The sequence below is a fragment of the Pseudomonas sp. genome (assembly GCF_035512415.1).
Lineage (GTDB): Bacteria > Pseudomonadota > Gammaproteobacteria > Pseudomonadales > Pseudomonadaceae > Aquipseudomonas.
The window spans coordinates 181,822-208,133 of record NZ_DATKDZ010000009.1; the positions used below are offsets into that span (position 1 = coordinate 181,822).

The 26,312-nt window shown below is 62.1% G+C and carries 26 protein-coding genes; 10 read left to right on the forward strand and 16 right to left on the reverse strand.

Annotated elements, in window-relative coordinates; all coding sequences use genetic code 11:
• Window positions 1-57: 57 nt before the first annotated feature.
• The 3 genes from VMP31_RS04360 (at window position 58) to VMP31_RS04370 (ending at window position 3,141) form a co-directional block, all read left to right on the forward strand.
• Window positions 58-846: a hypothetical protein gene (locus tag VMP31_RS04360; protein ID WP_325504448.1), complete on the forward strand. Its 789-nt coding sequence runs from the start codon at window positions 58-60 to the stop codon at window positions 844-846.
• Window positions 847-877: 31 nt separating this feature from the next.
• Window positions 878-1,573: a tRNA (N6-threonylcarbamoyladenosine(37)-N6)-methyltransferase TrmO gene (tsaA, locus tag VMP31_RS04365; RefSeq protein ID WP_325504450.1), complete on the forward strand. Its 696-nt coding sequence runs from the start codon at window positions 878-880 to the stop codon at window positions 1,571-1,573.
• A gap of 185 nt (window positions 1,574-1,758) precedes the next feature.
• Window positions 1,759-3,141 carry a sensor domain-containing protein gene (locus tag VMP31_RS04370; protein ID WP_325504452.1) on the forward strand — a complete coding sequence of 461 codons (1,383 nt, stop codon included), beginning with the start codon at window positions 1,759-1,761 and terminating at the stop codon, window positions 3,139-3,141.
• A gap of 174 nt (window positions 3,142-3,315) precedes the next feature.
• Here VMP31_RS04370 and fpr read toward each other — a convergent pair whose 3' ends face one another.
• The gene (gene fpr / locus VMP31_RS04375; protein WP_325504454.1) at window positions 3,316-4,095 is read right to left on the reverse strand and encodes a ferredoxin-NADP reductase; all 780 of its coding nucleotides are present in this window, start codon (window positions 4,093-4,095) and stop codon (window positions 3,316-3,318) included.
• A 104-nt stretch (window positions 4,096-4,199) separates the two neighbouring features.
• Between fpr and VMP31_RS04380 the strand changes: the two genes are divergently transcribed.
• Entirely contained in the window at window positions 4,200-5,126 is a 927-nt protein-coding gene (locus VMP31_RS04380; RefSeq protein ID WP_325504456.1) for a LysR family transcriptional regulator, read from the forward strand.
• Window positions 5,127-5,157: 31 nt separating this feature from the next.
• On the opposite strand, the gene VMP31_RS04385 is transcribed toward VMP31_RS04380, so the two are convergent.
• Both VMP31_RS04385 and erdR read right to left on the reverse strand, forming a co-directional pair.
• Window positions 5,158-5,523, reverse strand: a complete 366-nt coding sequence (locus VMP31_RS04385) for a diacylglycerol kinase (protein WP_325504458.1) — start codon at window positions 5,521-5,523, stop codon at window positions 5,158-5,160.
• Between the two features lie 62 nt (window positions 5,524-5,585).
• Window positions 5,586-6,236, reverse strand: coding sequence for a response regulator transcription factor ErdR (gene erdR, locus VMP31_RS04390; protein ID WP_325504460.1), 651 nt, complete (start codon window positions 6,234-6,236; stop codon window positions 5,586-5,588).
• A gap of 252 nt (window positions 6,237-6,488) precedes the next feature.
• Here erdR and VMP31_RS04395 point away from each other — a divergent pair, with 252 nt between their 5' ends.
• Window positions 6,489-7,385: a DMT family transporter gene (locus VMP31_RS04395; RefSeq protein WP_325504461.1), complete on the forward strand. Its 897-nt coding sequence runs from the start codon at window positions 6,489-6,491 to the stop codon at window positions 7,383-7,385.
• Window positions 7,386-7,413: 28 nt separating this feature from the next.
• On the opposite strand, the gene VMP31_RS04400 is transcribed toward VMP31_RS04395, so the two are convergent.
• Entirely contained in the window at window positions 7,414-8,124 is a 711-nt protein-coding gene (locus VMP31_RS04400; RefSeq protein WP_325504463.1) for a tRNA-uridine aminocarboxypropyltransferase, read from the reverse strand.
• A 183-nt stretch (window positions 8,125-8,307) separates the two neighbouring features.
• Between VMP31_RS04400 and VMP31_RS04405 the strand changes: the two genes are divergently transcribed.
• The gene (locus VMP31_RS04405) at window positions 8,308-8,709 is read left to right on the forward strand and encodes a quorum-sensing-regulated virulence factor family protein (RefSeq protein ID WP_325504465.1); all 402 of its coding nucleotides are present in this window, start codon (window positions 8,308-8,310) and stop codon (window positions 8,707-8,709) included.
• A 3-nt stretch (window positions 8,710-8,712) separates the two neighbouring features.
• Here VMP31_RS04405 and VMP31_RS04410 read toward each other — a convergent pair whose 3' ends face one another.
• Entirely contained in the window at window positions 8,713-8,913 is a 201-nt protein-coding gene (locus VMP31_RS04410; protein WP_325504467.1) for a hypothetical protein, read from the reverse strand.
• A 51-nt stretch (window positions 8,914-8,964) separates the two neighbouring features.
• Window positions 8,965-11,367, reverse strand: a complete 2,403-nt coding sequence (locus tag VMP31_RS04415; RefSeq protein WP_325504469.1) for a xylulose 5-phosphate 3-epimerase — start codon at window positions 11,365-11,367, stop codon at window positions 8,965-8,967.
• A gap of 134 nt (window positions 11,368-11,501) precedes the next feature.
• Between VMP31_RS04415 and VMP31_RS04420 the strand changes: the two genes are divergently transcribed.
• Together VMP31_RS04420 and VMP31_RS04425 are read left to right on the forward strand one after the other, a co-directional pair.
• Complete coding sequence (locus VMP31_RS04420) at window positions 11,502-12,905, forward strand: MBL fold metallo-hydrolase (protein WP_325504471.1); 1,404 nt, start codon at window positions 11,502-11,504, stop codon at window positions 12,903-12,905.
• Between the two features lie 133 nt (window positions 12,906-13,038).
• Window positions 13,039-14,118: an LOG family protein gene (locus tag VMP31_RS04425; RefSeq protein WP_325504473.1), complete on the forward strand. Its 1,080-nt coding sequence runs from the start codon at window positions 13,039-13,041 to the stop codon at window positions 14,116-14,118.
• 177 nt (window positions 14,119-14,295) lie between these two features.
• Here VMP31_RS04425 and recX read toward each other — a convergent pair whose 3' ends face one another.
• The 3 genes from recX to VMP31_RS04440 form a co-directional block, all read right to left on the reverse strand.
• Complete coding sequence (gene recX / locus VMP31_RS04430) at window positions 14,296-14,760, reverse strand: recombination regulator RecX (protein WP_325504475.1); 465 nt, start codon at window positions 14,758-14,760, stop codon at window positions 14,296-14,298.
• An 11-nt stretch (window positions 14,761-14,771) separates the two neighbouring features.
• Complete coding sequence (gene recA, locus VMP31_RS04435; protein WP_325504477.1) at window positions 14,772-15,815, reverse strand: recombinase RecA; 1,044 nt, start codon at window positions 15,813-15,815, stop codon at window positions 14,772-14,774.
• A gap of 249 nt (window positions 15,816-16,064) precedes the next feature.
• On the reverse strand, window positions 16,065-16,577 hold the full coding sequence (locus VMP31_RS04440; RefSeq protein WP_325504479.1) for a nicotinamide-nucleotide amidohydrolase family protein: 513 nt from the start codon (window positions 16,575-16,577) through the stop codon (window positions 16,065-16,067).
• Window positions 16,578-16,655: 78 nt separating this feature from the next.
• On the opposite strand from VMP31_RS04440, the gene mutS reads away from it, so the two are divergent.
• Window positions 16,656-19,229, forward strand: a complete 2,574-nt coding sequence (gene mutS / locus VMP31_RS04445; protein WP_325504481.1) for a DNA mismatch repair protein MutS — start codon at window positions 16,656-16,658, stop codon at window positions 19,227-19,229.
• 138 nt (window positions 19,230-19,367) lie between these two features.
• Window positions 19,368-19,691, forward strand: coding sequence for a ferredoxin FdxA (gene fdxA, locus VMP31_RS04450; RefSeq protein ID WP_274086771.1), 324 nt, complete (start codon window positions 19,368-19,370; stop codon window positions 19,689-19,691).
• A gap of 676 nt (window positions 19,692-20,367) precedes the next feature.
• Here the strand turns inward: fdxA and rpoS are convergent.
• The 7 genes from rpoS to ispF all read right to left on the reverse strand — a co-directional run bounded on the left by rpoS (window position 20,368) and on the right by ispF (window position 26,293).
• Complete coding sequence (rpoS, locus tag VMP31_RS04455) at window positions 20,368-21,378, reverse strand: RNA polymerase sigma factor RpoS (protein ID WP_325504485.1); 1,011 nt, start codon at window positions 21,376-21,378, stop codon at window positions 20,368-20,370.
• A gap of 101 nt (window positions 21,379-21,479) precedes the next feature.
• Window positions 21,480-22,334: a peptidoglycan DD-metalloendopeptidase family protein gene (locus tag VMP31_RS04460; RefSeq protein ID WP_325504487.1), complete on the reverse strand. Its 855-nt coding sequence runs from the start codon at window positions 22,332-22,334 to the stop codon at window positions 21,480-21,482.
• Between the two features lie 57 nt (window positions 22,335-22,391).
• A complete protein-coding gene (locus VMP31_RS04465) occupies window positions 22,392-23,330 on the reverse strand; it encodes a DUF368 domain-containing protein (protein WP_325504489.1) in 939 nt (312 codons plus the stop codon).
• 23 nt (window positions 23,331-23,353) lie between these two features.
• Window positions 23,354-23,989 (reverse strand): protein-L-isoaspartate(D-aspartate) O-methyltransferase, encoded by a 636-nt coding sequence (locus VMP31_RS04470; protein WP_325504763.1) that lies wholly within the window; start codon window positions 23,987-23,989, stop codon window positions 23,354-23,356.
• Between the two features lie 38 nt (window positions 23,990-24,027).
• The gene (gene surE / locus VMP31_RS04475; RefSeq protein ID WP_325504491.1) at window positions 24,028-24,777 is read right to left on the reverse strand and encodes a 5'/3'-nucleotidase SurE; all 750 of its coding nucleotides are present in this window, start codon (window positions 24,775-24,777) and stop codon (window positions 24,028-24,030) included.
• Window positions 24,765-25,823: a tRNA pseudouridine(13) synthase TruD gene (truD, locus tag VMP31_RS04480; RefSeq protein ID WP_325504493.1), complete on the reverse strand. Its 1,059-nt coding sequence runs from the start codon at window positions 25,821-25,823 to the stop codon at window positions 24,765-24,767. The genes surE and truD overlap by 13 nt, the downstream gene beginning before the upstream one ends.
• A complete protein-coding gene (gene ispF, locus VMP31_RS04485) occupies window positions 25,820-26,293 on the reverse strand; it encodes a 2-C-methyl-D-erythritol 2,4-cyclodiphosphate synthase (RefSeq protein WP_325504495.1) in 474 nt (157 codons plus the stop codon). The genes truD and ispF overlap by 4 nt, the downstream gene beginning before the upstream one ends.
• Window positions 26,294-26,312 lie beyond the last annotated feature (19 nt).

Genomic DNA, 26,312 nt, shown 5'->3' on the forward strand with positions numbered 1-26,312 from the left:
TACCCAAGAAAAAGATTCAGAGTGCCCGCCACAACTATCGACCTGATGGAGAAGGCCATGCATGCAAGTACCACCCCACCCCACCATTGGCACAGACAAAACCTGGGCTCACTCGCACTTTGCCTGTTCGGGCTCGGCCTGGTGCTAGTGGCAGTCCTGGCTCCATCGGTGGAGCAACCCGCGCACTATCATGCCTTCGCCGATCAGCGCTCCCTGTTCGGCATCCCCCATGCCATGGACGTATTCAGCAACCTGCCGTTCCTGCTTCTCGGGTTGCTCGGATTGACCCGTCTGGCGCAGGTACTCGACCCTCACAGGCGCAGCCTGGCGTTGCTGATGTGTCTCGGGCTGCTTTTCACCTTCACCGGTTCCAGCGTCTATCACCTGGTGCCCAACGACCACAGCCTGCTCTACGACCGCCTCGGCATGCTGGTGTTGTTCGCCGGGATATTGAGCCTGGCGACAGCCGACCGCCTGGGCCCGGCGGCAGCCAGGGGTGTGCTGCTGGCCGTCGCCCTTGGCGGGGCAGCAAGCCTTTGGGCCTGGCAAGCCAACGACAACCTGCTGCCCTGGATACTATTGCAGGCTGGCGGCATGCTTGTGCTGGTCTCGCTAGCCTTCTGCCGACCGCAGAGTGACGGACATGGACTCAGACTCGGCCTGTGCGTTGCCTGGTATGCCCTGGCCAAGCTCTTCGAACTCACCGACGACCGCCTGTTCCACCTGAGTGGCGAGCTGCTGTCCGGCCACAGCATCAAGCATGTGCTATCCGCGGTCGCAGTACTGCCACTATTGCTCCCACTGCTCAGAAGCAAAGGGCTTAAGGCAACTGCCCGTTGCGGGTAAGATGGCCACCCCGCCATCGCCGGCCGCCGCTATGCCCTACTCCGTTTCGCCCATCGGTTTTGTCCGCTCCTGCTTCAAGGAGAAGTTCGCCATTCCCCGTCAGCCGCAACTGGCCCCGGCGGCGCGTGGTGTGCTGGAACTGGTCGCACCGTTCGATAATGGCGATGCCGTGCAAGGCCTGGAGCAGGTCAGCCATGTCTGGCTGCTGTTTCTGTTTCACCAGGTCTTGGAAGACAAACCCCGCCTCAAAGTGCGCCCGCCGCGCCTGGGTGGTAATCAGTCGGTCGGGGTGTTCAGCACCCGCGCTACCCACCGGCCCAACGGCATCGGCCAGTCGGTGGTCAAGCTGGACAGGGTCGAGCCAGGCAAGCTGTGGCTGTCCGGTATCGACCTGCTTGACGGCACACCGGTGCTGGATATCAAACCCTATGTGCCCTATGCCGACAGCGTGGCCGCTGCCTATAACCGCATCGCCGACAGCGCGCCCAAGCTGATCGAAGTGACCTGGCAGGACAGCGCGCTGACCCAGGCCCATGGCCATGGCCAGCGTCTGGATGAGCCCCTGGTCGAGCTGATCGAACAGTGCCTGGCCCAGGATCCGCGCCCGGCCTATCAGCAACCCGGCCCGGAGCGGCGCTATGGCGCACGGTTCTGGGATGTTGATGTGCACTGGCATTACCCACAGCCTGACAGCATCTGCGTGCTGGAAGTCGTGCCGGCTGGCTGATCCAGTTCGCCCGCCTCGTCCTGAGCCGGCATCTGGCCAATCGAGCGGACGGTTTCGCCGGCTTACACAAAAGCTTACAACCGCTTACAGCTAGGCGGGGCATGGCCTATGGTTAACTGTGCCGACACAGGACTCCCCTTTAGCCTAGGTCCATTCATACAGTCTCAGTGAAGTATGCGCAGACGATGAAACGCACGCCTTATGTGCCCTCTGGCAACCTTGTCGACCTCCTCCTCGACGCTATCTGCGTGGTCGACAAGAGCGGGCACTTCGTCTTTGTCAGCGCCGCCTGCGAGCGGATCTTCGGTTACAGCGCCGCGGAGATGATCGGCAAACCGATGATCGACATGGTTTACCCGGAGGATCGCGAAAGAACCCTGCAGGCCGCCAGCGAGATCATGGCGGGTGACAGCAAGCCGCATTTCGAGAACCGTTATGTGCGCAAGGACGGTCAGATCGTGCACATCCTCTGGTCAGCACGCTGGTCGGAAGACGATCAGCTGCGCATAGCCGTCGCCCACGACATCAGCGAGCGCAAGCGCAGCGAGTCCCTGCAGGCGGCGTTGTATGCGATCTCCGAGGCGGTGCATGGCAGCCAGGACCTGCCCGGGCTGTTCCAGCAGGTACACCGGATCATTGGCCAATTGCTCCCAGCGAGCAATTTCTCGGTGGCGCTCTACGATGAGCAGCATGACCAACTGAGCTTCCCCTACCACGTCGACGAGCAACAGCCGGCACCGGCCGCGCACAGTCTCGCCGCTCGCACCCTGAGCGCCGAGGTGATACGCAGCGGCCAGACCCTGCTGCGCAGCCTGGAAAACCTCGACCAGTTGCCCGCTCATATTCGCGCCCTCGACTGCGACGCACTGGACTGGCTCGGTGTGCCGCTCAAGTCGCAAAAAGGGGCCATGGGTGCGCTTATTCTGCAAAGCTACTCCCACGCCGCCCGCTACAGCGAAAATGACAAGGTGCTGCTGCAGTTCGTCTCGACCCAGGTGGCATCGGCCATCGAGCGCCTGCAGATGCTCGACCGCCTGCAGTTTATGGCGCAGTACGACCAGCTGACCCGCCTGCCCAACCGCGAACTGCTGCGCGACCGCCTGCAGATAGCCATGGCTAGGGCGCGGCGCGAGCGGCGGCAGCTGGCCCTGCTGTTTCTCGATCTGGACAAGTTCAAGCTGATCAACGACACCCTCGGCCACGCCATAGGCGACCGACTGCTGCAACAGGTCGCCCGGCGCATCCAGCAATGCATACGCGAGATGGATACCGTTGCCCGCTTTGCCGGGGATGAATTCGTGGTGCTGCTGGAGGATTTCCAAGCCGCCGATCACGCCGTCCAGGTCGCCGAGAAGATCCGCCTGGCACTTAACCAGCCCTACGACCTAGAGGGGCAGCCGCAGCGCGTACAGCCGAGCATCGGCATTGCCCTCTATCCGCAACATGCGGACGACCCCCAGCAACTGCTGATCCACGCCGACAATGCCATGTACCTGGCGAAGAAAAACGGCGGCAATCGTTATCAGCTAGGGCTGGAAAAACACCTGGACTGCGATAGCCCCCTGTAGCCCGTTGGCGCGAGGCCGCACCGAGTCGTAGCCCGGATGAAATCCGGGAGCCCATTGGCTGGCGATAAATCTCCGCCAGATTGCATCCGGGCTACAGGGCGTCCAGCCCCTACAGAAATGCCGCTCACTTTTTACAAGTAAGCGGCATTCGGTTTTCCCGAGCTTCGCTGCGCCTTATTTCTCGACGAAGGCGCGCTCAATCAGGTAATCGCCAGGCTCGCCCATGCGCGGCGAGATCTTCAGGCCGAAGCTGTCGAGCACCGCTGCGGTTTCGTCGAGCATGCTCGGGCTGCCGCAGATCATCGCGCGGTCGTCCTGGGGGTTGATCGGCGGCAGGCCGATATCGCGGAACAGCTTGCCGCTGCGCATCAGATCGGTCAGGCGGCCCTGGTTCTCGAACTCTTCGCGGGTCACGGTGGGGTAATAAATCAGCTTGCTCTTCAAGGCATCGCCGAAGTACTCGTTCTGCGGCAAATGCTCGGTGATGAACTCGCGGTAGGCCACTTCGTTGACGTAACGCACGCCGTGCACCAGCACCACCTTCTCGTAGCGGTCGTAGGTTTCCGGATCCTGGATCACGCTCATAAAGGGGGCCAGGCCGGTGCCGGTGCTGAGCAGATAAAGGTGCTTACCCGGCAGCAGGTCGTCGAGCACCAGAGTGCCAGTGGGCTTGCGGCTGACCATCAGCTCGTCGCCCGGCTTGAGGTGCTGCAGCTGCGAGGTCAGCGGGCCGTCGGGCACCTTGATGCTGAAAAACTCCAGGTGCTCCTCATAATTGGGGCTGGCAATCGAATAGGCGCGCATCAGCGGGCGGCCATTGTCCTGCTGCAGGCCAATCATCACGAACTGACCGTTCTCGAAACGCAACCCGGTATTACGGGTGGTCTTGAAGCTGAACAGGGTGTCGTTCCAGTGATGGACGCTGAGTACACGCTCGACGTTCAGGTTGCTCATGCTGACTCCTCGGGAAACGCTAGGCTCGGTTGCAGCGAATTCTAGGCGGGCGCACAATATCTGTTAAGTTGATTATCAAGATATAGGTTATCGGTTATATAGATATGCGATTTACCCTCAGGCAACTTCAGGTCTTCGTCACCGTAGCCCAGCAGGAAAGCGTGTCCCGCGCCGCCGACGCCCTGGCGCTGTCGCAGTCGGCCACCAGCACCTCGCTCAGCGAACTGGAACGCCAGTCCGACTGCCAATTGTTCGACCGGGCCGGCAAGCGCCTGAGCCTCAATGCCCTGGGCCTGCAGTTGCTGCCCCAGGCAGTAGCCCTGCTCGACCAGGCCAAGGAGATCGAGCGCCTGTTGGGCGGCAAGAGTGGCTTCGGCTCGCTCAACGTGGGTGCCACCCTGACCGTCGGCAATTACCTGGCCACCCTGCTGATCGGCAGTTTTATGCAGCGCCACCCCGAATGCCGGGTCAAGCTGCAGGTGCACAACACCGCCCATGTGGTGCAGCAGATTGCCCACTACCAGCTGGATATGGGCCTGATCGAAGGCGACTGCCAGCACCCGGATATCGAAGTGCAGCCCTGGGTCGAGGACGAGCTGGTGGTGTTTTGCGCCCCTCAGCACCCTCTGGCCCAGAGGGGGCAAGCCAGCCTGGATGAGCTGAGCCGTGAGGCCTGGATCCTTCGCGAGCAGGGCTCGGGCACCCGCCTGACCTTCGACCAGGCCATGCGTCATCACCCTGGCAGCCTGAATATCCGCCTGGAACTGGAGCATACCGAGGCGATCAAGCGAGCGGTGGAGTCGGGGCTTGGCATTGGCTGTATTTCGCGCCTGGCCCTGCGCGACGCCTTTCGCCGCGGCAGCCTGGTGGCGCTGGAAACCCCGCAGCTGGACCTGCGCCGGCAGTTCTGGTTTATCTGGCACAAACAGAAGTACCAGACCGCCGCCATGCGCGAATTTATCGAGCTGTGCCGGGCTCTGACGGCCGGCGTCGAACGTAGCGATCAGATCGTCTTGCCGACCATCGCGTAGGGCGGACAAGCTGCTACGCGGCGCGTCCACCCTACCCCAGCAGAATAATCGCCCACACCGCGGCGATCAGGCTGAGGGCGGTGAACTGGGCGGCGCTGCCCATATCCTTGGCGTTTTTCGACAGTGGATGCAATTCCAGGGAGATGCGGTCAATGGCCGCCTCCACCGCCGAGTTAAGCAGCTCGACGATCAGAGCCAGCAGACAGACCGCCACCAGCAAGGCGCGCTCCACCCGGCTGACATCCAGATAGAAGGCCAGGGGAATCAGCAGCAGATTGATCAGCAGCAGCTGGCGGAACGCCGCCTCGCCGTTGAACGCAGCGCGCAGGCCGGCCAGCGAATAACCGGAGGCGTTGAGGATACGTTTAAGGCCGGTTTGACCTTTGAATGGCGACATCAGACTTTATCCACAACCAAAAAGGGCCGGCAGCCTACGCCAGGCACTGTGCAATGGACAGCTTAGCTGGCCGGAATCGATTCCAGTTGCTGCAAGAGCAGCGCCGCCTGAGTACGCGTGCGCACCCCCAGCTTGCGGAAAATCGCCGTGACATGAGCCTTGACCGTGGCCTCGGAGACGCTCAGCTCGTAGGCAATCTGCTTGTTCAGCAAACCGTCGCAAACCATGGTCAGCACGCGGAATTGCTGCGGCGTGAGGCTGGCCAGGCCAGCGCTGGCGGCCTTGGCCTCGGCCGACAGGGCAATCGCTTCCTGAGTCTGCTGCGGCCACCAGACCTCGCCATCGAGTACCTGACGCACCGCTTGCTGAATGGTTTCCAGGGCACTGGATTTGGGGATAAAGCCGCTGGCCCCGAACTCCCGGGAGCGCGCCACGATGGTCTGATCTTCCTGAGCCGAAACCATCACCACCGGGATATGCGGATACTGCCCGCGCAACAGCACCAGGCCGGAGAAACCATAGGCACCAGGCATATTGAGGTCGAGCAGGACCAGATCCCAATCGGTCTTCTGTACCAGGCAGCCTTCCAGCTCCGCGATGCTGGCGGCTTCCACCAGCCGCACATCGGGGCCCAGCCCCAGGGTCAGGGCCTGCTGCAGGGCACTGCGAAACAGTGGGTGATCATCGGCAATCAGGATTTCAAAAGCGGCCATGGCAGATCCTGTTCTTGTTATGTGAATACCCATCGAGGGTACTGCTCTGTGCACTCTAGGAGCCTGTCGGACTTAACACTGTTCTACTGCGGAAAAGCCCGACAGGCTCCTAGACAATGCATCTTGGCATGCGGCGCGACTGGCCAGACGGCCCGGCCCGCATAAAAACGACCCAGCATGCCGAGCCGTGACGGGGTGGTCAAGCTCGGCGCTTTGCGGCACAGTCGACAACTTTGCCGAAGAGCCCTTGAAATGCCAAGCCACAGTCTGCGTGCCGACCTTCTGATGCTGCTTACCGCCATGATCTGGGGCTCGGTGTTTGTCGCACAACGCCTGGGCATGGACTCCATCGGCCCCTTCCTCTATAGCGGCCTGCGCTTTAGCTTAGCTGCTCTGATTTTGCTGCCGGTTCTGCATCTGCTACAAGGCCGGGCGCAGAGCGCGCCCCTGCCGGCGGTCAATCGCCAGCTGCTGCTGGGCGGCATTCTGATGGGCCTGGCCCTGGCCCTGGGGATCAACCTGCAGCAGGTGGGCCTGCTGTTCACCAGCGTGACCAACTCCGGCTTTATCACCGGTCTTTACGTGATCATCGTGCCACTGCTGGGCCTGTTTATCGGCCACAGGAGCGGTGTAGGCATCTGGCTCGGTGCCACCCTGGCGGTGCTGGGCATGTTTCTGCTCAGTGTCGGCGACGGTTTTCAGGTGGCTTCCGGTGACTGGCTACAACTGGCCGGGGCCTTTGTCTGGGCCGTGCATGTACTGCTGGTGGGGTTCTTCGCCAGCCGCCACGACCCGCTGCGCCTGGCCGTGATCCAGTTCGTCACCTGCGCGCTGATCAGCCTGGCGCTGGCGCTGCTGTTCGAAGAGATTCAACTGCAGGCCATCATCGCCGCCGGGCCGGCGATTCTCTACGGCGGCATTCTCGGCGTGGCCATCGGCTTTACCCTGCAGGTGGTGGCGCAGAAGGACGCGATTGCCTCCCATGCGGCCATCATCTTCTCCCTGGAGGCGGTGTTTGCCGCTATGGCCGGGGCCTGGTTCCTCGGCGAAGCCCTGGAGCTGCGCGGCTACCTGGGTTGCACGCTGATGCTCGGCGGCATGCTGCTGGCCCAACTCTGGCCACGCCAGCTGGCGCAGCCGGCACGCTAGCCTCTGCCCCGGAGCGACTACTGGCGCGCTACAAAAACGCCTGCAGGCGTTGATGCAACGGGTCGCCCAGATCGACCGCGCGCGGTGCTTTGGCCGCCAGGTAATGCTGACTGAATACATCCAGATAGGCGTTTAACCCGTCCGCAGCGTGCTGGTCGCCGGCCAGCTCCAGGCACAACGCCGCCACTTCGGCGGTGCACAAGTGATCGTCGCGAGTCGAGCGACGCAGGCGATAGCGCGACAGCTGTTCGGGCTGCAGGCTGAGTACCGGCAGGCTGTCGAGGTAAGGACTCTTGCGAAACATCTTGCGCGCCTCGGTCCAGGTGGCGTCGAGCAGCACAAACAGCGGCCGCTTGCCTGCGACGGGCCGCACCTCGCTGACCACCCGCTCGGGCGCGACATACTCCCCCGGAAACACCAGATAAGGCTGCCATTGCGGATCGTTCAGCAACACTGGCAGCGCCGCATCGACGTCGACCCGCGACCAGCCGAAGGCAGTGGTATCCGCCACCACATCGGCGATCAGCCAGCCGGTATTACTCGGCTTGAGCGCTTCGACATCGTGCATCAGCAGGCACATGGCCGATTGCGCGGCGACCCGCGGTTTCCAGGCGCACAGACAATGACTCTCGGCTAGTCGGCAGGCCGGACAGCGCACCGAGCGACTGCCGCGGGCCAGGAAGGGTTTTACGCTGCGGGCAATGCGCGCGTCACGTAAACGGGCAACGGCATGGCTCATTGGCCAGCCACCGCACTGTAGGGGGAAAGGAGCATGTTCAATCCTGAGTCGGCAAGCGCGGCAGTTTAACAAGGCAGCGGCCAACAGCGTACGCCCGCGAGCGCCGTAAGGAGTAAGATAGCGCGCACTGAACCTTGGCAGGCACTCACCTGTCGAAGGAGCGAATTGACTTAGGAGTACCCCATGCTGCGTTTGACCGCTCTGACCCTGGCCCTGAGCCTGCCCCTCTTCGCCCAAGCCGCCTCGCTGAAGGACTACGAGCTGAGCCAAATGCTCGAGAAAGTGGCACGCGAAAGCAGCGTGGGCACCCCACGGGCAATCAACGAAGACATTCTCGATCAGGGCTATAGCGTCAACGGCAATGAATTGGTCAACCACCTCAGCGTACGCGCCGAACATGCCGGCCAGATGCGCGGCAACCCGGACGTCGTACGTGCGCAACTGGCTAACAGCGTCTGCCGCAACCAGGGTTATCGCCAGTTGCTGGCACGCGGCGCGGCTTTGCGCTACGAGTTCAGTGAATACAAGAGCAACCGTCCGGTCACGGTCGAGCGCTTTACCAAGACCGACTGCGGCCTGCAGTAAGCATCAGGGGCAACCCTTGCGCGCCCGCCGCTGTTCATCATCGGCGCGCAAATCTGCCAGCAGCGCCGTCATATAGTGCGAACGGCGCGCCCCGCCGGCCAAGCGCCGCACACACTCCTCTTCCAGACTCAGCCGATTGCCCTGCGCCGCCTGCTGCAGCAGGCGGTATAGCGCAGGTTCAAGCTCCAGGGTCAACTTGGGCATGCCTGCCCCTCCCTTTCCAGGCTGTACGGCGGTTGCCGCACAGCAGTTGTGCTAGCGCAAGCAGCGTGGGTCGCCATTGCCCTGCACCGCGGACGCCTCATCGGCATCGAGAAAATCGCCGAGGGGTCTGTTCAGCAATCCGCCAACCGCTTGCAGCACATGGGCCCAGGTGGCGCTATTGGCAAACAGCATGCCGGCCTCATCCAGGGTGCCGCCACGATTACGGTAGCCAAGCACCGCATTGCGCGGCCCGTCGCCGAGAATCGACCACAGATGCCCCCGTGCCACTTCCGGGCGCATATGGGTCAGCAGTACCCGGTAGGGGCAACTGGCCGGGAACAGGCGCTCGCTCAACTCACTGGGCGCGAGTGTGGCCTGCTCCCAGCGGTCACGCGGGGCACGGAAGCGCCCCGGCTCCTGCAAGTAAATCAGACGCCAGGCACAACCCGCGGCGCTCAGACGAACGGCGGCGCGTTGCATCTCGGCCAACTGGTAACTGCCGGTGGCGATCAGCAGCAAGGGCTGCTCGCCCTGCTGTTCGGCCAGCACAATGGCCCCGTCCTGCGCCAGTTGCTCGGCCTGTTCGCGGCTGAACACAGCAGGTCGTTCGCGCTTGGCAATAACCATGCAGGCCAGCTGGCCACGGGCCTGGTAGATGCCCGGCAGCAGCGCCAGTACCGTGTTGTGATCGGCGGGAAACACCACCCGAACCATATCGCTCATCTCACCGAGCAAGGCCTCACAGAAGGTGGTGTCCTGATGCGATTGCTGATTCTTGCCGTTCTCCCAAGTGTGCGAAGTGGCCACCAACGGCCAGCCCAGCCAGCCGGCAGGTCGCCCGGCCTCCTTCTGCTGGCGGGCGAAAATGATCCGCTGACGCACCGCGCCGAGCATCTTCACGCAGAAGGCCTCGTAGCTGGCCACCAGGTTCAAACCGCCCTGGTTGGCCAGGCAGGCGGAGACCACGGCCTCCTCGTTCAGGGCGGTAATGATTGCGCCATCCAGCGCCTCCAGCTCGCTCTCCGGCGCGGTCACTCGGTGCTTGAGCGCCTTGAGCACGCCGCCCAGGCGATTGCTGGCCAGTTCGTCGGGGTTGCCGACCCGAGGGCGCAACTGCGGGTTGGCCTGCACCAGATCCACAAAGAAGCGATCCAGCGCCGACATCGGCGAACAGGCCGTATCCTGATAGTGCAACGCGGGCAGTTGCGCCAGCGACGGCTGACGCTGCGCCAGCGGATTATCCCGTTCCAGCAGGCGGGAGCCTCGGGCGGCAAATAACGCACAGGCGTCAGCCAGTTCATCAGCAGCCACCCAGAGCTGCGCCGCATGCTGATTGAACAGCTCGCGGGCAGCGCCATCGGTATGCGGGTTGGCCGGCAATGGCAGGTTATGTGCGGCATTGCTGCCCGCGCCGTAGAAACCGAAGCCCTTGAGCGTTTCGGCGATGCCGTAGGGCATCGGCAGCGGGTAGTTGAGCACGCCATCGCGCAGCTCCTGCACCCGATGACTCAGGCGCTGCTCCATCTCCCACAGCGCGCAGACAAAGGCGGCCGGATCGCGGCCATCGAAACTCAGCGGATCGAAGCCGCAATGGCGCAGGTGCTCGCGGAAGTTCTCCAATCCGGCGGGGGTCGCCAGCTCGGTGCGCTGCTCGATACGCCGACCATTGGCGATCATTATCGGCATGGCCACACCGCAGTCTTCGGCGCGCCACCAGCGCGGCATCCAGTCACTGCCGCGCTGTTCCTCGGCCGCGCCATCGGACAGGAAGGCCACCAGCTTCTCGCCTGGCAGCGGCAGATGGGCGTACTGCAATTCGGCAAAGCCCAGGTAACCGCCTTCGGCGATACCACCCGCCGTGTGCGGGTTGACGTGGCTGCCCAGCGGCGCGCTGACCTGACCTTCGGCGTTTTGCTCATAGCTGTAGAAATCCGCCGCCAGCTGACTCATGCCAGCTTCGCTGCAGGGGTAGCGTTCGGCCTGCTCCGGGTGCTGATTGGCAACCAGCAGGTTGAGCGCCTCGATGGCCGCCACGCAGTGACCCTGGCCCATCAGCCAACCGCGGGTTTCACCCGTCAGGCTGTTCAGCGCCAGATAACCGGCATAGGCCGGGACCATATTCAAGGCACCACCGGTATGCCCCTCAGGCACCGGTTTGAAATCCGCCGCTGCCAGGGCCGTACCATCGAGGCGCACGCGCTGGGCGTAGGTCATATGCACCACCAGCCACAACCCTGCCGCGGTCAGCCGGTCAAGCGCACGCAAGTGCCGGTAGACACTGGCCAGATCAGGTTGCAAACCGCCCTGCACCAATTGCTGGGCCAATCGATAGACCGCGGCGCAAGTCTGCGGACTATGCTGCAAAGGACCGTAGCCGCGCTGCCAATCCGCGTAGGCGGGCTCGCTGCGCGCATGCTCGGCAAGCTCGTTGGCACTCGGAAATAGCTGGGTCATATCTGTGCTCCGATGATTTGCAACAAGTCTAGAGCGCGGGATCGGGACGGATGCTGACCTGTATCAAAACACCCACCCAGCTGATACGACAGCCTTAAGCCTGAATAACTCAACTCCAGAAAAGGAATGATCTTATGGCCCTGCTCAACTTCCTCGGTGCCATCCAGCAGGTGACAGGTTCTTCTTACCTGATCGAAAGCCGCGACGGGGCCAAGGTGCTGCTGGACTGCGGCATGCGCCAAGGCCGCCGCGAGGAGGAAGAAGGCAACCGCGCCGCCTTTGCCTTCGACCCCCTCAGCCTGGACGCCGTAGTGATTTCCCACGCCCATATCGACCACACCGGGCTGCTGCCCAAACTGGTGGCCGCCGGCTACCGCGGGCCAATCTTCGCCACCGACGCCAGCTGTGAGCTGATGGAACTGATGCTGCTGGATGCCGCGTTTCTCCAGGAGAAGGACGCCGAATGGGAGAACAAATGGCGGGCCCGCATGGGCAAAGCACCGATCAGCCCGCTCTACACCACCGCCGATGCCGAACAGACCCTGCGTCAGCGCCAAGCGGTGGCCTATGGCGCAACACGGGAGGTGGCCAAGGGCGTGCAGGTGACCTTCCACGATGCCGGGCATATCCTCGGCTCGGCGATTGTCGAACTCGAGGTGCAGGACCATCACCTGACCCGCCGCCTGGTGTTCTCCGGCGACCTGGGCAATACCTGCTCACCGCTGATGCATGACCCGGCCATCCTCAAGCGCGCCGACGTGGTGCTGCTCGAATCTACCTACGGCGACCGCGACCACCGCTGCAGCAGCGATACCCTCGATGAACTGGCGGAGATTCTGCAGCAGGCCCACCGCGATGGCGGCAACGTGCTGATCCCCTCATTTGCCGTGGGCCGCACCCAGGACCTGATCTATTACTTGGGGCGCTTCTATCAGGAAGGCCGTCTGCCGCAACAGGCGGTCTTTCTCGACAGCCCCATGGCCATCCGGGCCAACGCCATCTATTCGCGCTTCCAGGACCAGTTCGCCCCCGAGGATCGCGCGGTGCTGGCGGCCAAAGGGGTCAAGCGCATCGAGGACTGGTTGCCCATACTGCGCTGCACGCCGACCCCGGAAGAGTCGATGGCGATCAACCGGATCAAGAGCGGCGCAATCATCATTGCCGGCAGCGGCATGTGCACCGGTGGGCGCATCGTCCATCACTTCAAACACAACCTCTGGCGCGACGATTGCCACCTGATCTTTCCCGGCTTCCAGGCCAAAGGCACCCTGGGGCGCAACCTCGTCGACGGTGCCGAGAGCGTCAAAGTGCTGCACCAGCGCATTGCGGTAAAAGCCAAGATCCATACCCTCGGTGGCTTCTCTGCCCATGCCGGACAGTCGCAGCTGATCGACTGGGTCAGCCACTTCGAACACCACCCGGAGCTGTATCTGGTACATGGCGAACTGGAAAAAATGCAGGCCTTGCAACAAGCCCTGCGTGAACGCCTGAACTGGGTCGCCAATATTCCAGAACCTGGCGAGCAAATCGCCCTCTGATGCGGTCCTGGCATGGGCTGTCGGTTATCACGCAGGTGCGTACGTCGCACAAAGCGTAAACCAGCAGCCATACTTAGGACACGGCCGACGCGGCAGTACGCCGCCTCGGCCGGCAACCAGAAGGAGAAGTTGTATGCCCTATGAATCGGACGACTTTCTGTCCCGGCATTTTCAAACCAGTGGCGTCGACCTGACTACCCGAGTGGAAGAACTGGGCATCCTTGCAGCACCGCCCGACAGCCCCAATACCAAGCTCTACCAGGCCATGCTCGGCACGGTTGTACGCATGGCCCAGGCCGACCGCAACCGCTGGGACGCCAAGATCATGTTGCAGACCCTGCGCGAAATGGAGCATGCCTTCAGCGCGTTGGAACAGTTCAAGCGGCGACGCAAGGTGACCGTGTTCGGCTCAGCGCGCACCCCGCCCAACCACCCGGTTTACAACCTGGCCCGCGACCTTGGTGCGACGCTGGCCAAGCACAACCTGATGGTCATTACCGGGGCCGGTGGCGGCATTATGGCGGCCGCCCACGAAGGCGCTGGCCTGGAAAACAGCCTGGGGTTCAACATCACCCTGCCCTTTGAACAGGGCGCAAATGCCACCGTGCAAGGCAGCAGCAACCTGCTGTCGTTCCACTTCTTCTTTCTACGCAAGCTGTTCTTCGTCAAGGAAGCCGACGGCCTGGTGCTCTGCCCGGGTGGTTTCGGCACCCTGGACGAAGCACTGGAAGTGTTGACCCTGATCCAGACCGGAAAAAGCCCGCTGGTGCCCGTGGTACTGCTCGACCAGCCTGGCGGCACCTTCTGGACCAGCGCCCTGACCTTTCTGCAGGAACAGCTGCAAGACAACGGCTATATCCTGCCCAGCGATATGCGCCTGATGCGTCTGGTGCATAGTGCCGAAGATGCCGCAGAAGAAATCGCCCAGTTCTACCGCAACTACCACTCCAGCCGTTGGCTCAAGGAGCGTTACGTTATCCGCCTCAACCATGAGTTGAACGAAGCGGCCATGCAGCAGCTGAACGATGAGTTCCGCGACCTGTGCATACAAGGCGACTTCCAGCAGCAAGCGCGCTGTGAATCCGAACAGGACGAACCGGAGCTGTGCAATATGACGCGCTTGGCCTTCGCCTTTAACGGCCGCAACCACGGCCGCTTGCGCGAATTGCTGGACCTGGTCAATCAGCCGCAGAACTGGCTAGCAGACCGCTAAAAAGGCGATATGGCCGCCACCGCCAGCACAGCAATGGTCGCTGCAACCTGCTGTAGGGTGCGCCGTGCGCACCGCGAGCCCATAGCCTAGGGCCTGACGGACTTAATGCTGTTCTATTGCGGAAAAGCCCGACAGGCTCCAAGGACAAGCCACGCACTTAAGCCGGAACGCTCGGAACTAGTCGTCCAGCGCACCGCGGAGCAAGCGCCCGATCAGCTCAGGCGGATAACCCCGATAACTGAGAAAGCGCCCCTGCTGGGCACGTTCACGGGCATCACGGGGTAGCTCCCCGGCAAACTTGCGTTGCCAGGTTTCTTGCAAATGTTCACCCCAGTCAATACCGCTGTCGCGCAAGGCCTGCTCGACATCGCCGCGGGCCAGGCCGCGCTGGGTCAGCTCTTCGCGAATACGCAACGGCCCATAGCCGGACCGCGCCCGATAGCTGACAAAGGCCTCCAGATAACGCGCCTCTGACAACAAGCCTTCTTCAGACAGGCGATCGAGGGCGGCTTCGATCAACTCATCCGCCGCCCCACGACTGCGCAACTTGCGGGTCAACTCGACGCGGCCATGCTCACGCCGCGCCAGCAGATCCATGGCCGCCCGTCGCACCGCGACGGGGTTATCCAGAGCAATGGACATAGGCAGGCAGATCAGGCGTCGGCGTCGGCCAGGTCATCGACCGTGGAGTTGGCCTTGACCGTCGGGCTGACCACCAGCAATTTCTCACGGATCAAACCTTCAATGGTGCGTGCCACCTCAGGATTGTCTTCCAGGTACTTGGCCGAGTTGGCCTTGCCCTGACCGATCTTGTTGCCCTGATAGCTGTACCAGGCACCGGATTTTTCCAGCAGGCCGTGCTGCACACCGAGGTCGATGATCTCACCGTTACGGTAGATGCCCTTGCCGTAAAGAATCTGGAACTCGGCCTGGCGGAACGGCGGAGCTACCTTATTCTTCACAACCTTGACCCGGGTTTCGCTACCCACCACTTCGTCGCCTTCCTTCACCGCGCCGGTACGGCGGATGTCCAAGCGAACCGAAGCGTAGAACTTCAGCGCGTTACCACCGGTGGTGGTTTCCGGGCTGCCGAACATCACGCCGATCTTCATGCGGATCTGGTTGATGAAAATAACCAGGCAGTTGGCGTTCTTGATATTGCCGGTGATTTTGCGCAGTGCCTGGCTCATCAGACGGGCCTGCAGGCCAACGTGCATATCGCCCATTTCGCCTTCGATTTCCGCCTTCGGCACCAGGGCCGCCACGGAGTCGATCACGATCACGTCGATGGCATTGGAGCGCACCAGCATGTCGGTGATTTCCAGGGCCTGCTCGCCGGTATCCGGCTGCGAAACCAGCAGGTCGTCAACGTTGACGCCCAGCTTGCCAGCGTACTCAGGGTCGAGCGCATGCTCGGCATCGACGAAGGCGCAGGTGGCCCCGAGCTTTTGTGCTTCGGCGATCACCGACAGGGTCAGGGTGGTTTTACCGGAAGACTCAGGGCCGTAGATTTCGACGATACGGCCTTTCGGCAGACCGCCAATGCCCAGCGCGATGTCCAGACCCAGCGAACCAGTGGAAATGGCCGGAATTGCCTGGCGATCGTGATCGCCCATGCGCATGACCGCACCTTTGCCGAATTGTTTTTCAATCTGGCCCAGGGCTGCCGCCAAGGCGCGCTTCTTATTCTCGTCCATTTAAGTCCTCACGTAATCAAAAGGGCTTCAGAGCCTGTCGAGCTTAACGCTGTCCTACTGCGGAAAAGCCAGATTGGTCATTTTTGCCGTTCTTTCTCGTTAAATAGCTAGCTATTCGCCTCGCAAGATCAACAAAACTGCCTCAATCCGGACTTTCCCTCGCTACGGACGGTCAAGCCCGACAGGCTCCTAGCGGCCACCAACAACTGTATATGTAGCCAGTATTATTCCACAGGGCAAGTCGCCCGCCTACCCCGCATTTGGATTTTCTTGCGCAAGCAGGCGCAATAGCCCCGCCAGTGCGGCCTCGACCGTTTGTCGGCGAACTTCGCTGCGGTCCCCGGCAAACTGCCGGCGCACGCTGAATAGCTGCGCGCCATCGCCCCATGCCAGCCAGACCGTGCCCACCGGTTTCTCCGCCGAGCCGCCGTCCGGCCCGGCCACACCGCTGACCGCCACCGCATAGCGCGCCCCACTTTGCGCCTGCGCACCGCGCACCATGGCCTCAACCACTTCCTGACTCACCGCCCCGACAGTGGCGAACAGCGCCTCGGGCACGCTCAGCTGTTTAGTCTTCTGTGCATTGGAGTAGGTGACATAACCAGCCTCGAACCAGGCCGAGCTGCCGGGAATGCGGGTAATCGCCTCGGCAATGCCGCCACCGGTGCAGGATTCGGCTGTGGTCACCTGAGCCTTGACGGCAATCAGTTGCCCGCCCAGCTCGGCAGCCAGTTGGGTCAGGGCACATTCATTAGCAGTCATCTGCACTCCGGGGTTAAAGCCAGCTAGGCCGATACCGTACACTAGGCGCTTTTGCGATTCAGCCGGACAGTTAAAACGATGAGCCAAAGCGACCTCAGTTCTCACACGCCGATGATGCAGCAGTACTGGAAGCTGAAAAATCAGCACCCGGAACAGCTGATGTTTTACCGCATGGGCGACTTCTACGAGATCTTCTACGAGGACGCGAAAAAGGCCGCCAAGCTGCTGGATATCACCCTCACCGCCCGCGGCCAATCCGCCGGCCAGGCCATCCCCATGTGCGGGATTCCCTATCACTCGCTGGAGGGCTACCTGGTCAAGCTGGTCAAGCTCGGCGAGTCGGTGGTGATCTGCGAGCAGATCGGCGACCCGGCGACTAGCAAAGGACCGGTGGAACGCCAGGTGGTGCGTATCATCACCCCCGGCACCGTCAGCGACGAGGCGCTGCTCGACGAGCGCCGCGACAACCTGCTGGCCGCGGTACTGGGCGATGAGCGCCTATTTGGCCTGGCCGTGCTGGATATCACCAGCGGCCGCTTCAGCGTGCTGGAGATCAACGGCTGGGAAAACCTGCTGGCCGAGCTTGAGCGCCTCAATCCGGTTGAACTGCTGATTCCCGATGACTGGCCGCAGGGCTTGCCCGCTGAAAAACGTCGCGGCACACGCCGCCGCGCGCCCTGGGACTTCGAACGCGACACCGCGCACAAAAGCCTGTGTCAGCAGTTTGCCACCCAGGACCTCAAGGGCTTCGGCTGCGAAAACCTGACCCTGGCCATCGGCGCTGCCGGCTGCCTGCTGGCTTACGCCAAGGAAACCCAGCGTACTGCCCTGCCGCACCTGCGCAGCCTGCGCCACGAACGCCTGGACGACACGGTGATTCTCGACGGTGCCAGCCGACGCAATCTGGAGCTGGACATCAACCTGGCCGGCGGGCGCGACAATACCCTGCAATCGGTGGTCGACCGTTGCCAGACCGCCATGGGCAGCCGCCTGCTCAGCCGCTGGCTAAACCGTCCTCTGCGTGACCAAGCCATTCTGGAGGCACGTCAGGAGTCGATTGCCTGCCTGCTGGAGCGCTACCGCTTCGAAACCCTGCAGCCGCAGCTCAAGGAAATCGGCGATCTGGAGCGCATTCTCGCGCGGATCGGCCTGCGCAATGCGCGCCCGCGCGACCTAGCGCGCCTACGCGACGCCCTGGCCGCCCTGCCCACGCTGCAGATGGCCATGACCAATCTGGAAGCGTCGCACCTGGCCGACCTGGCGGGCATAGTCAGCACCTACCCGGAACTGGCCGAGCTGCTGGCCCGGGCGATTATCGATAACCCGCCGGCGGTGATCCGCGACGGCGGCGTGCTCAAGACCGGTTACGACGCCGAGCTGGACGAGCTGCAATCGCTCAGCGAAAACGCCGGCCAGTATCTGATGGATTTAGAAGTGCGGGAAAAAGCCCGCACCGGCCTGGCCAACCTCAAGGTCGGCTACAACCGCGTGCACGGCTACTTTATCGAGCTGCCGAGCAAGCAGGCCGAGTCGGCTCCGGCCGACTATATCCGCCGGCAGACCCTCAAAGGTGCGGAGCGCTTTATCACCCCCGAGCTCAAGGAGTTCGAAGACAAGGCGCTGTCGGCCAAGAGCCGCGCCCTGGCCCGGGAGAAGATGCTCTATGACGAGTTGCTGGAGCGCCTGATCAGCCACCTCGGCCCGCTGCAGGACAGCGCCGCGGCCCTGGCCGAACTGGACGTACTGAGCAACCTGGCCGAGCGCGCGCTGAACCTGGACCTCAATCGCCCACGCTTTGTCGACGAGCCCTGCATGCGTATCGACCAGGGCCGCCACCCGGTGGTCGAGCAGGTGCTGACCACGCCGTTTGTGGCCAACGACCTGAGCCTGGACGATGACACCCGCATGCTGATCATCACCGGGCCGAACATGGGCGGTAAATCCACCTATATGCGCCAGACCGCCTTGATCGTGCTGCTGGCGCATATCGGCAGTTTCGTACCGGCGAAAAGCTGCGAGCTGTCCCTGGTCGACCGCATCTTTACCCGTATCGGCTCGAGCGATGACCTTGCCGGTGGTCGCTCGACCTTTATGGTGGAGATGAGCGAAACCGCCAATATCCTGCACAACGCCAGCGAGCGCAGCCTGGTGCTGATGGACGAAGTGGGCCGCGGCACCAGCACCTTCGACGGCCTGTCGCTGGCCTGGGCCGCCGCCGAACAGCTGGCCAAGCTGCGTGCCTACACCCTGTTCGCCACTCACTACTTCGAGCTGACCGTGCTGCCGGAAAGCCAGCCACTCGTGGCCAACGTGCATCTCAACGCCACCGAGCACAATGAACGCATCGTGTTCCTCCACCACGTGCTGCCCGGCCCGGCCAGTCAGAGCTATGGTTTGGCTGTAGCGCAATTGGCAGGCGTGCCGAACGAGGTGATCCTGCGCGCCCGCGAGCATCTGGCGCGCCTGGAAACCACCAGCCTGCCCCACGAACTACCGCCGGTACAGCCTGGGCAGACGGCCGCACCGATGCAGAGCGACATGTTCGCCAGCCTGCCGCACCCACTGCAGGAGGAATTACGCAAGATCAACCCGGATGATCTGACTCCGCGCAAAGCGCTGGAACTGTTATATACATGGAAGACACGCTTCTAACGTTTACCCGCGTGAACTGTTAGAATCGCGCGCATTTTTACCATTGCCCGACTTAAAGCCTGAGCCGTGGCCCCTACCCCCAGCCTGCTAAAGCCCGCATAGAACGGTGCAGGCTGGCGCCCGAGGAGAGAATCAGAAATGACCTTCGTTGTTACCGACAACTGCGTGAAATGCAAATACACCGACTGCGTGGAAGTCTGCCCGGTGGACTGCTTCTACGAAGGCCCGAACTTCCTGGTGATCCACCCGGACGAGTGCATCGACTGCGCACTCTGCGAGCCTGAGTGCCCAGCACAGGCCATCTTCTCCGAAGACGAAGTGCCGGAAGATCAGCAGGAATATATCGAGCTCAATGCCGACCTGGCGGAAATCTGGCCGAATATCACCGAGAAGAAAGAGTCCCTGCCTGACGCCGAAGAGTGGGATGGCGTGAAGGACAAACTGCAGTATCTGGAGCGCTAGTACCAGGCTCACCGGACTGCAGACTAAAAACCCGCCTTGTGCGGGTTTTTACTTTTCTGCAGACAAAAAATTGTCTGGAACAATTTTTGACGTCGCGCAGCGACGGCCCGCAGGGTGGTCGCCAGGGATGGCGGCCACAAAAAATTGCCGGGAGCAATTATTGACGTCGCGCAGCGACGGCCCGCAGGGTGACCGCCAGGGATGGCGAACACAAAGAATTGCCGGGAGCAATTATTGACGTCGCGCAGCGACGGCCCGCAGGGTGGCCGCCAGGGATGGCGGCCACAAAACGCAGACAAAAAAAGGGGCGGCTTGCGCCGCCCACCCTTTTGTCCCTATTCCATCTATTTCCCAACTCATCATCCTGATGAATCGCATCTTGCGAGGTTCCTGACCATCTCCCTGACAGCCTGCGCTTGTCCCTAAGCACAGTTGCAATACTAGTCACTTCCACGGTCATCACAAGCCAGGGGAAACGCCAGACAAGCACGACATAAAAGTCGCATATAAAAATCAAATACTTATAAATCAATAATTTATAAGCTATCTCCAGCATCTAAAAGCCGTTGTCTGGCCTATCTTTCCACCAATCACTTACACACCGTGTAAGCAACGACTTACATAAGCGCGCATAAAAAACCCGGCCTAGGCCGGGTTCGGGTGTTGAATCCAGCGGTTACTGGAACAACGAGTCGCTTGAAAGGCCGTTCTTTTCCAGAATCTCGCGCAGACGCTTAAGCGCTTCAACCTGGATCTGCCGCACCCGTTCGCGGGTCAGGCCGATTTCCTGGCCGACCTCCTCCAGGGTGCAGCTTTCGTGGCCGCGCAGGCCGAAGCGGCGAATCACCACCTCACGCTGCTTGTCGGTCAACTCAGACAGCCACTGATCGATGCTCTGCGACAGGTCATCATCCTGCAGCAACTCGCAAGGATCGGTAGGCCGATCATCGGTGAGGGTATCGAGCAGGGTTTTATCCGAGTCCTGGCCCAGTGAGACATCCACCGAGGAAACACGCTCATTCAGGCCGAGCATGCGTTTGACTTCACCCACCGGTTTTTCCAGCAGGTTGGCAATTTCTTCTGCCGAAGGCTCATGGTCGAGCTTCTGGGTCAATTCGCGAGCAGCACGCAGGTAGACGTTGAGCTCTTTGACCACATGAATGGGTAAGCGAATGGTACGGGTCTGATTCATGATCGCCCGTTCAATGGTCTGGCGGATCCACCAGGTGGCGTAGGTCGAGAAACGGAAACCGCGCTCGGGATCGAATTTCTCCACCGCGCGAATCAGCCCGAGGTTGCCTTCTTCGATCAGGTCCAGCAGGGACAAGCCCCGATTGACGTAACGGCGAGCGATTTTCACCACCAGGCGCAGGTTGCTTTCGATCATGCGCTTGCGCCCAGCCGGATCGCCCTTCTGCGCCAGGCGCGCGAAGAACACTTCCTCTTCAGGAGTCAGCAGGGGGGAAAAACCGATTTCGTTGAGATACAGCTGAGTGGCGTCTAGCGCCCGGGTGTAATCGATGTATTTGTGTTGCTTGCTACTAGCTGTGGATGCTTTCGCTTTGCCGCGTGCAGGTGTCGCTTGTGTCTCATCATTAGAATCATCGTCAAGGACAATAGCAGGCTCCATCAGGAGCACCTCATCATCGACGTCAAACTCCGGCGCTTCTTTTTTTTTGAGAGCCATTTTTGTTATTCCTTGCTGAGTTCGACAGCAAGCTCGACGCTACCCGATCCCTGGCCGCACCCGAGCCTGTCCCTCCCACGCAATGGACAGGCTGGCGAAGATCAACGACGCGGCAGGTATTGCAGTGGATCTACAGGCTTACCCTGGCGGCGAATCTCGAAATGAAGCTTCACCCGGTCGGTTCCTGTGGAACCCATCTCGGCAATTGTCTGCCCGGCCTTGACCTTTTGCCCCTCCTGCACCAACAGCCTACGGTTGTGTCCGTAGGCGCTCACGTAGGTATCGCTATGCTTGATGATCACTAATTCGCCGTAGCCCCGTAAACCACTCCCGGCGTAGACCACTGAACCATCAGACGCAGCAGAAACAGGCTGGCCCAATTCTCCGGCGATATCAATTCCTTTATTCAAACTACCGTTTGAGGAGAAACGACCGATGACCGCACCGTTCGTCGGCCAGGCCCAGCCCCCTGCGGAGCGCTGTACCGGTTGTATCGGCGTGGTCGCCTGCACAACCTTGGGCGGCTGCTGGGCGGTGGCCGGCGCACGCGCTGGCGGGGCCGGGGTGGAGGTAATTGGCGGGCGTACGGGTACCGGAGTGGCAACCGGTGCCGAAGCAACCACCGGTGCGCGACTGCCAGGCTGGCCGTCGAAGCGAATCACCTGGCCGACCCGGATCAGGTAAGGCGCGGCAATGCCATTGCGGGCGGCCAGGGCTTTCCAGTCCCAACCGAAACGAAAGGCGATGGAGTAGAGCGTGTCGCCACGCTGCACCCGATATTGCCCCTGGGTCACAGGCTGGCGCTGGGCGACGGCGCGGTTGTTCCGATCGAGCACCTGCACCCCACCCGGCGGCGGACTGGCGCAAGCGCTGAGCAACACGCCCAGCACCAGGCCAGCCAGCAGGCATCGGATGCCGCTGTAGCTAATTCGCAACTGAATGGCTGTGAAACTCACCCGCGTCTCCCTTACCGGCTACTGGCGTCTTAATGACTGGCGCGTATTGTGCCGCAATTATTCGTCGCGACCACTGCTTTGCTGATTACGTCCAGCCACCCACTCCAGGCTCAGCACCAGCAATACACCACCGACGGCCAGGGCAATGGCCAGCAGCAACTGCGGGTCCTGGCCGCTGATTTCGGCAAAGCGCTCCGGCAACAGATTGCTCTGCAGCAACGGCAGCTGCTCGCCATGCCGATCGGTACGCCAGGTCAGGGTTTCCTTCCATGGCCAGATCTTGTTCAACGAGCCCAGCATCAGGCCGGTGAGAAAGGCCAGGCTCAGGTCGCGCCAGCGCACCAGCAACCAGCGCAGCAGGCTGGCAAAACAGATCAGGCCGACCAGACAGCCCGCGGCAAACACCGCCAGCAGCGCCATATCCAGGCTTTTCACCGCCCCCAACACCACCGAGTAGAGGCCCAGCAGCACTAGAATAAAGCTGCCGGATATCCCCGGCAGGATCATTGCGCAGATGGCGATGGCACCGGCGATAAACAGGCTGAACGGATCGCTGCCCAACTGCACCGGCGAGGCCACGGTAATCCAGTAGGCAAAGCCGCCCCCGAGAACGAAGCTCAGCACCCGGCTCCAGTTCCAGCGCTGGATCTCCCGTGCCACCAGGTGCGCAGACACCAGAATCAGGCCGAAGAAGAACGACCACACCGGTATGGGGTGCTCGGCCAACAGGTAGGTAATCAGCCGGGCCAGGCTCAGCACGCTGGTCATGATGCCCAGCAGCAGAATCAGCAGAAAGGTGGCATTGGCCGCTTGCCAGGCATCGCGCACACGCCCGCGCAACAGCATTATGGTGGCGGCAGGAATACTGGCGATGGAGCGCAGCAGCTCATCGTAGATGCCGGTAATAAAGGCGACGGTGCCGCCGGATACACCGGGCACCACATCGGCCGCGCCCATGGCGATGCCTTTGGCGTAGAGCAGGAAATACTTCTTCATGGGTTCATCCGTAAACAATCGAATCAGGCCAGAGGCCCGTTGAGCAAGGGCACAAAACGCACCGCATCCAGCACATGACGCGAGAAGCCATGCTCTTCGCGCACGATCAGCAGCAGCTCCTGCACATCACCCGCACCGACCGGGATCACCAGGCGTCCACCTGGAGCCAACTGATCCAGCAATGCCTGGGGCACATTTGCCGCCGCCGCCGTGACGATAATCCCGTTGTACGGGCCCAGGGCGTTCCAGCCTTCCCAGCCATCGCCCCAGCGAAACACCACATTGCGCAGGTTGAGTTGGACCAGACGCTCCTTGGCCTTGTCCTGCAGGCTTTGGATACGCTCGACGCTGAACACCCGCTCGACCAGCTGGGCGAGAATCGCGGTCTGGTAGCCCGAGCCGGTGCCGATCTCCAGCACCTTGTCCAGCGGCCCTGCTGCCAGCAGCAGCTCGCTCATGCGCGCGACCATATAGGGCTGCGAGATGGTCTGGTTGTTGCCAATCGGCAGTGCGGTGTCTTCATAGGCGCGATGGGCCAGGGCCTCATCGACAAACAGATGACGCGGCGTGCGGCGAATGGTTTCCAGCACCTGGGCATTGGACAGGCCCTCCTCATAAAGGCGCTGGATCAGGCGCTCGCGGGTGCGCTGCGAGGTCATGCCGATGCCACGGTGCAAATCGTCCTGCTCACGCCTGATCACAGCAGACCCTCCAGCCAAGGTTGCAGGCTGTTAAGGCCATCCTGATAGGTGCGATCGAGCTGCAGGGGCGTGACCGACACATAGCCCTGCATCACCGCGTGGAAGTCCGTGCCCGGGCCGCCGTCTTCGGCATCCCCGGCCACCGAGATCCAGTAACCCTCTTTGCCACGCGGGTTGACCACCTTGACCGGCGCGGCCGCTCGGGCGCGATGGCCCAGACGGGTCAGCTGGATACCGCGGATATGCTCCAGCGGCAGGTTGGGAATATTGACGTTGAGCACGGTACGCGGCGGCAGGTCGAGCTGCTCGTGAGCTTCGACCAGCTTGCGGGCGAAATAGGCGGCGGTCGGCAGGTTGTCCGGCAGACGCGAAAGCAGCGAGAAGGCGAACGCTGGACGCGCCAGAAAACGCCCTTCAAGGGCCGCGGCCACGGTGCCGGAATAGAGCACGTCATCGCCCAGATTGGCCCCAAGATTGATCCCCGCCACCACCAGATCGGCCACCTGGGGTAGCAATCCGTTCAGGCCTAGGTGCACACAATCGGTGGGCGTGCCGTTGAGGCTGATAAAACCATTGGGCAAGGTGCAGGGGTGCAGCGGACGATCAAGGGTCAGCGAACTGCTGGCACCGCTCTTGTCCTGGTCCGGGGCAATCACCGCACACTCGGCATAGTCGGCGAGCGCAGCATAGAGTGCAGCAAGGCCGGGGGCGGCCACGCCGTCATCATTAGAAATCAGAATACGCATGGGTTGTCCGTCTGCCCTGCCGGCAACAGATCGACGAGCTCCCGCACCAATACGGTGGCGAAGCATCCAGCCGGCAGGACGAATTCCAGTTGCAGAATGTCAGACTCGGGATAATGCCACGACAGGCCGCCGATGGGGAGGCGCAGGATGCGCCGTTCGTGCGTCATGCCCGCTTCTGCCAACCAATCGACCAGGGCAGGCTCATTCTCGGCCCCCTGTTGCTCCAGCTGCTGGGCCACCCCGGCGGCCGTGGACACCCCCGCGCCCCATAGCGGCCCGGTGGGATGCAGGTCGAGAATGGCCAGACGCGGATCGCTGCATTCGGCCTCGCCGGCCGGGAAAAAACTGCGGCTGTCGGTAAAGGCCAGCAGGTCGCCCGGCAGCGCCTGATTCCAGTTGCCTGCCGCGACCCGCGCGGCCAACACCTGGTTAAACAGGTAACTGCGCGCCGCAGAAAGCACCCGAGAACGCACATTGCGCTTGTCCGGCAGGCTCTTGTTCGCGGCGAAATGCCGGGCATGGGCGACATTGCCGCCTTCATGACCGAAGCGCTGCAAACCGTAATAGTTGGGAATGCCCTGGGCGGCGATTTGCTTGAGGCGTGCATCCAGCGCCTCGCGATCCGCGGCCAGCTGGGTCAGACGCAGGGTAAAGCCGTTGGCGGCATGGGCACCGCGCTGCAGTTTACGACTATGGCGCAGCTGCTTGAGGATACTCAGGCTGGCATCTTCGGCGGCGCTCAGGTCAGGATCGACCTTGCCCGGCAGGTGCAGGCTGAACCACTGCCGGGTCAGGGCCTGACGGTCCTTGAGCCCGGCATAACTGATCATCCGCAACGGCACGCCGGCGGCGCGGGCGATGCGTTTGGCGGCCTCCTCGGTGTTCAGCTCACGCTTTTCCACCCACAGCCAGAGGTGCTCGCCCTCACCGGCCAGGGGGATATCCAGCACCTCGTCGACCTGGAAATCTTCCGCCACAGCCTTGAGCACCGCAGTGCCACAGGGTGCGCCATGGGCACGCGGGCCCAGCAGTTGCAGTTCGTTCATTGCGCCACCAGCAGTGCCACGGCATGCACAGCGATGCCTTCTTCACGGCCGGTAAAGCCGAGTTTCTCGGTGGTGGTGGCCTTGACGTTGACCTGATCCAGGCTCACCTGCAGGTCTTCGGCAATCAGCGCGCGCATGGTGTCGATATGCGGGGCCATCTTCGGGGCCTGGGCGACTATGGTGGCGTCGACATTGCCCACCCGCCAGCCCTTGGCCTGAACCAGGCCGAGCACATGACGCAGCAGCACGCGACTGTCCGCGCCCTTGAAGGTCGGGTCGGTATCCGGGAAGTGCTTGCCGATATCGCCCAGGGCCGCCGCGCCGAGCAAAGCATCGGCGAGTGCGTGCAGCAGCACGTCGCCATCGGAGTGGGCCAGCAGGCCGAACGTGTGAGGGATTTGCACGCCGCCCAAGGTAATAAAGGAGCCCTCGGTAAAGCGGTGCACATCATAGCCGTGGCCAATACGCATAAAAAACAACGCCCTGAAA

What these genes read in the sequence shown, in the direction of transcription:
- VMP31_RS04360 (WP_325504448.1), top strand. Translation starts at nt 58, where the DNA reads ATGCATGCAAGTACCACCCCACCCCACCATTGGCACAGACAAAACCTG.
- tsaA (WP_325504450.1), top strand. Translation starts at nt 878, where the DNA reads ATGCCCTACTCCGTTTCGCCCATCGGTTTTGTCCGCTCCTGCTTCAAG.
- VMP31_RS04370 (WP_325504452.1), top strand. Translation starts at nt 1,759, where the DNA reads ATGAAACGCACGCCTTATGTGCCCTCTGGCAACCTTGTCGACCTCCTC.
- fpr (WP_325504454.1), bottom strand. Translation starts at nt 4,095, where the DNA reads ATGAGCAACCTGAACGTCGAGCGTGTACTCAGCGTCCATCACTGGAAC.
- VMP31_RS04380 (WP_325504456.1), top strand. Translation starts at nt 4,200, where the DNA reads ATGCGATTTACCCTCAGGCAACTTCAGGTCTTCGTCACCGTAGCCCAG.
- VMP31_RS04385 (WP_325504458.1), bottom strand. Translation starts at nt 5,523, where the DNA reads ATGTCGCCATTCAAAGGTCAAACCGGCCTTAAACGTATCCTCAACGCC.
- erdR (WP_325504460.1), bottom strand. Translation starts at nt 6,236, where the DNA reads ATGGCCGCTTTTGAAATCCTGATTGCCGATGATCACCCACTGTTTCGC.
- VMP31_RS04395 (WP_325504461.1), top strand. Translation starts at nt 6,489, where the DNA reads ATGCCAAGCCACAGTCTGCGTGCCGACCTTCTGATGCTGCTTACCGCC.
- VMP31_RS04400 (WP_325504463.1), bottom strand. Translation starts at nt 8,124, where the DNA reads ATGAGCCATGCCGTTGCCCGTTTACGTGACGCGCGCATTGCCCGCAGC.
- VMP31_RS04405 (WP_325504465.1), top strand. Translation starts at nt 8,308, where the DNA reads ATGCTGCGTTTGACCGCTCTGACCCTGGCCCTGAGCCTGCCCCTCTTC.
- VMP31_RS04410 (WP_325504467.1), bottom strand. Translation starts at nt 8,913, where the DNA reads ATGCCCAAGTTGACCCTGGAGCTTGAACCTGCGCTATACCGCCTGCTG.
- VMP31_RS04415 (WP_325504469.1), bottom strand. Translation starts at nt 11,367, where the DNA reads ATGACCCAGCTATTTCCGAGTGCCAACGAGCTTGCCGAGCATGCGCGC.
- VMP31_RS04420 (WP_325504471.1), top strand. Translation starts at nt 11,502, where the DNA reads ATGGCCCTGCTCAACTTCCTCGGTGCCATCCAGCAGGTGACAGGTTCT.
- VMP31_RS04425 (WP_325504473.1), top strand. Translation starts at nt 13,039, where the DNA reads ATGCCCTATGAATCGGACGACTTTCTGTCCCGGCATTTTCAAACCAGT.
- recX (WP_325504475.1), bottom strand. Translation starts at nt 14,760, where the DNA reads ATGTCCATTGCTCTGGATAACCCCGTCGCGGTGCGACGGGCGGCCATG.
- recA (WP_325504477.1), bottom strand. Translation starts at nt 15,815, where the DNA reads ATGGACGAGAATAAGAAGCGCGCCTTGGCGGCAGCCCTGGGCCAGATT.
- VMP31_RS04440 (WP_325504479.1), bottom strand. Translation starts at nt 16,577, where the DNA reads ATGACTGCTAATGAATGTGCCCTGACCCAACTGGCTGCCGAGCTGGGC.
- mutS (WP_325504481.1), top strand. Translation starts at nt 16,656, where the DNA reads ATGAGCCAAAGCGACCTCAGTTCTCACACGCCGATGATGCAGCAGTAC.
- fdxA (WP_274086771.1), top strand. Translation starts at nt 19,368, where the DNA reads ATGACCTTCGTTGTTACCGACAACTGCGTGAAATGCAAATACACCGAC.
- rpoS (WP_325504485.1), bottom strand. Translation starts at nt 21,378, where the DNA reads ATGGCTCTCAAAAAAAAAGAAGCGCCGGAGTTTGACGTCGATGATGAG.
- VMP31_RS04465 (WP_325504489.1), bottom strand. Translation starts at nt 23,330, where the DNA reads ATGAAGAAGTATTTCCTGCTCTACGCCAAAGGCATCGCCATGGGCGCG.
- VMP31_RS04470 (WP_325504763.1), bottom strand. Translation starts at nt 23,989, where the DNA reads ATGACCTCGCAGCGCACCCGCGAGCGCCTGATCCAGCGCCTTTATGAG.
- surE (WP_325504491.1), bottom strand. Translation starts at nt 24,777, where the DNA reads ATGCGTATTCTGATTTCTAATGATGACGGCGTGGCCGCCCCCGGCCTT.
- truD (WP_325504493.1), bottom strand. Translation starts at nt 25,823, where the DNA reads ATGAACGAACTGCAACTGCTGGGCCCGCGTGCCCATGGCGCACCCTGT.
- ispF (WP_325504495.1), bottom strand. Translation starts at nt 26,293, where the DNA reads ATGCGTATTGGCCACGGCTATGATGTGCACCGCTTTACCGAGGGCTCC.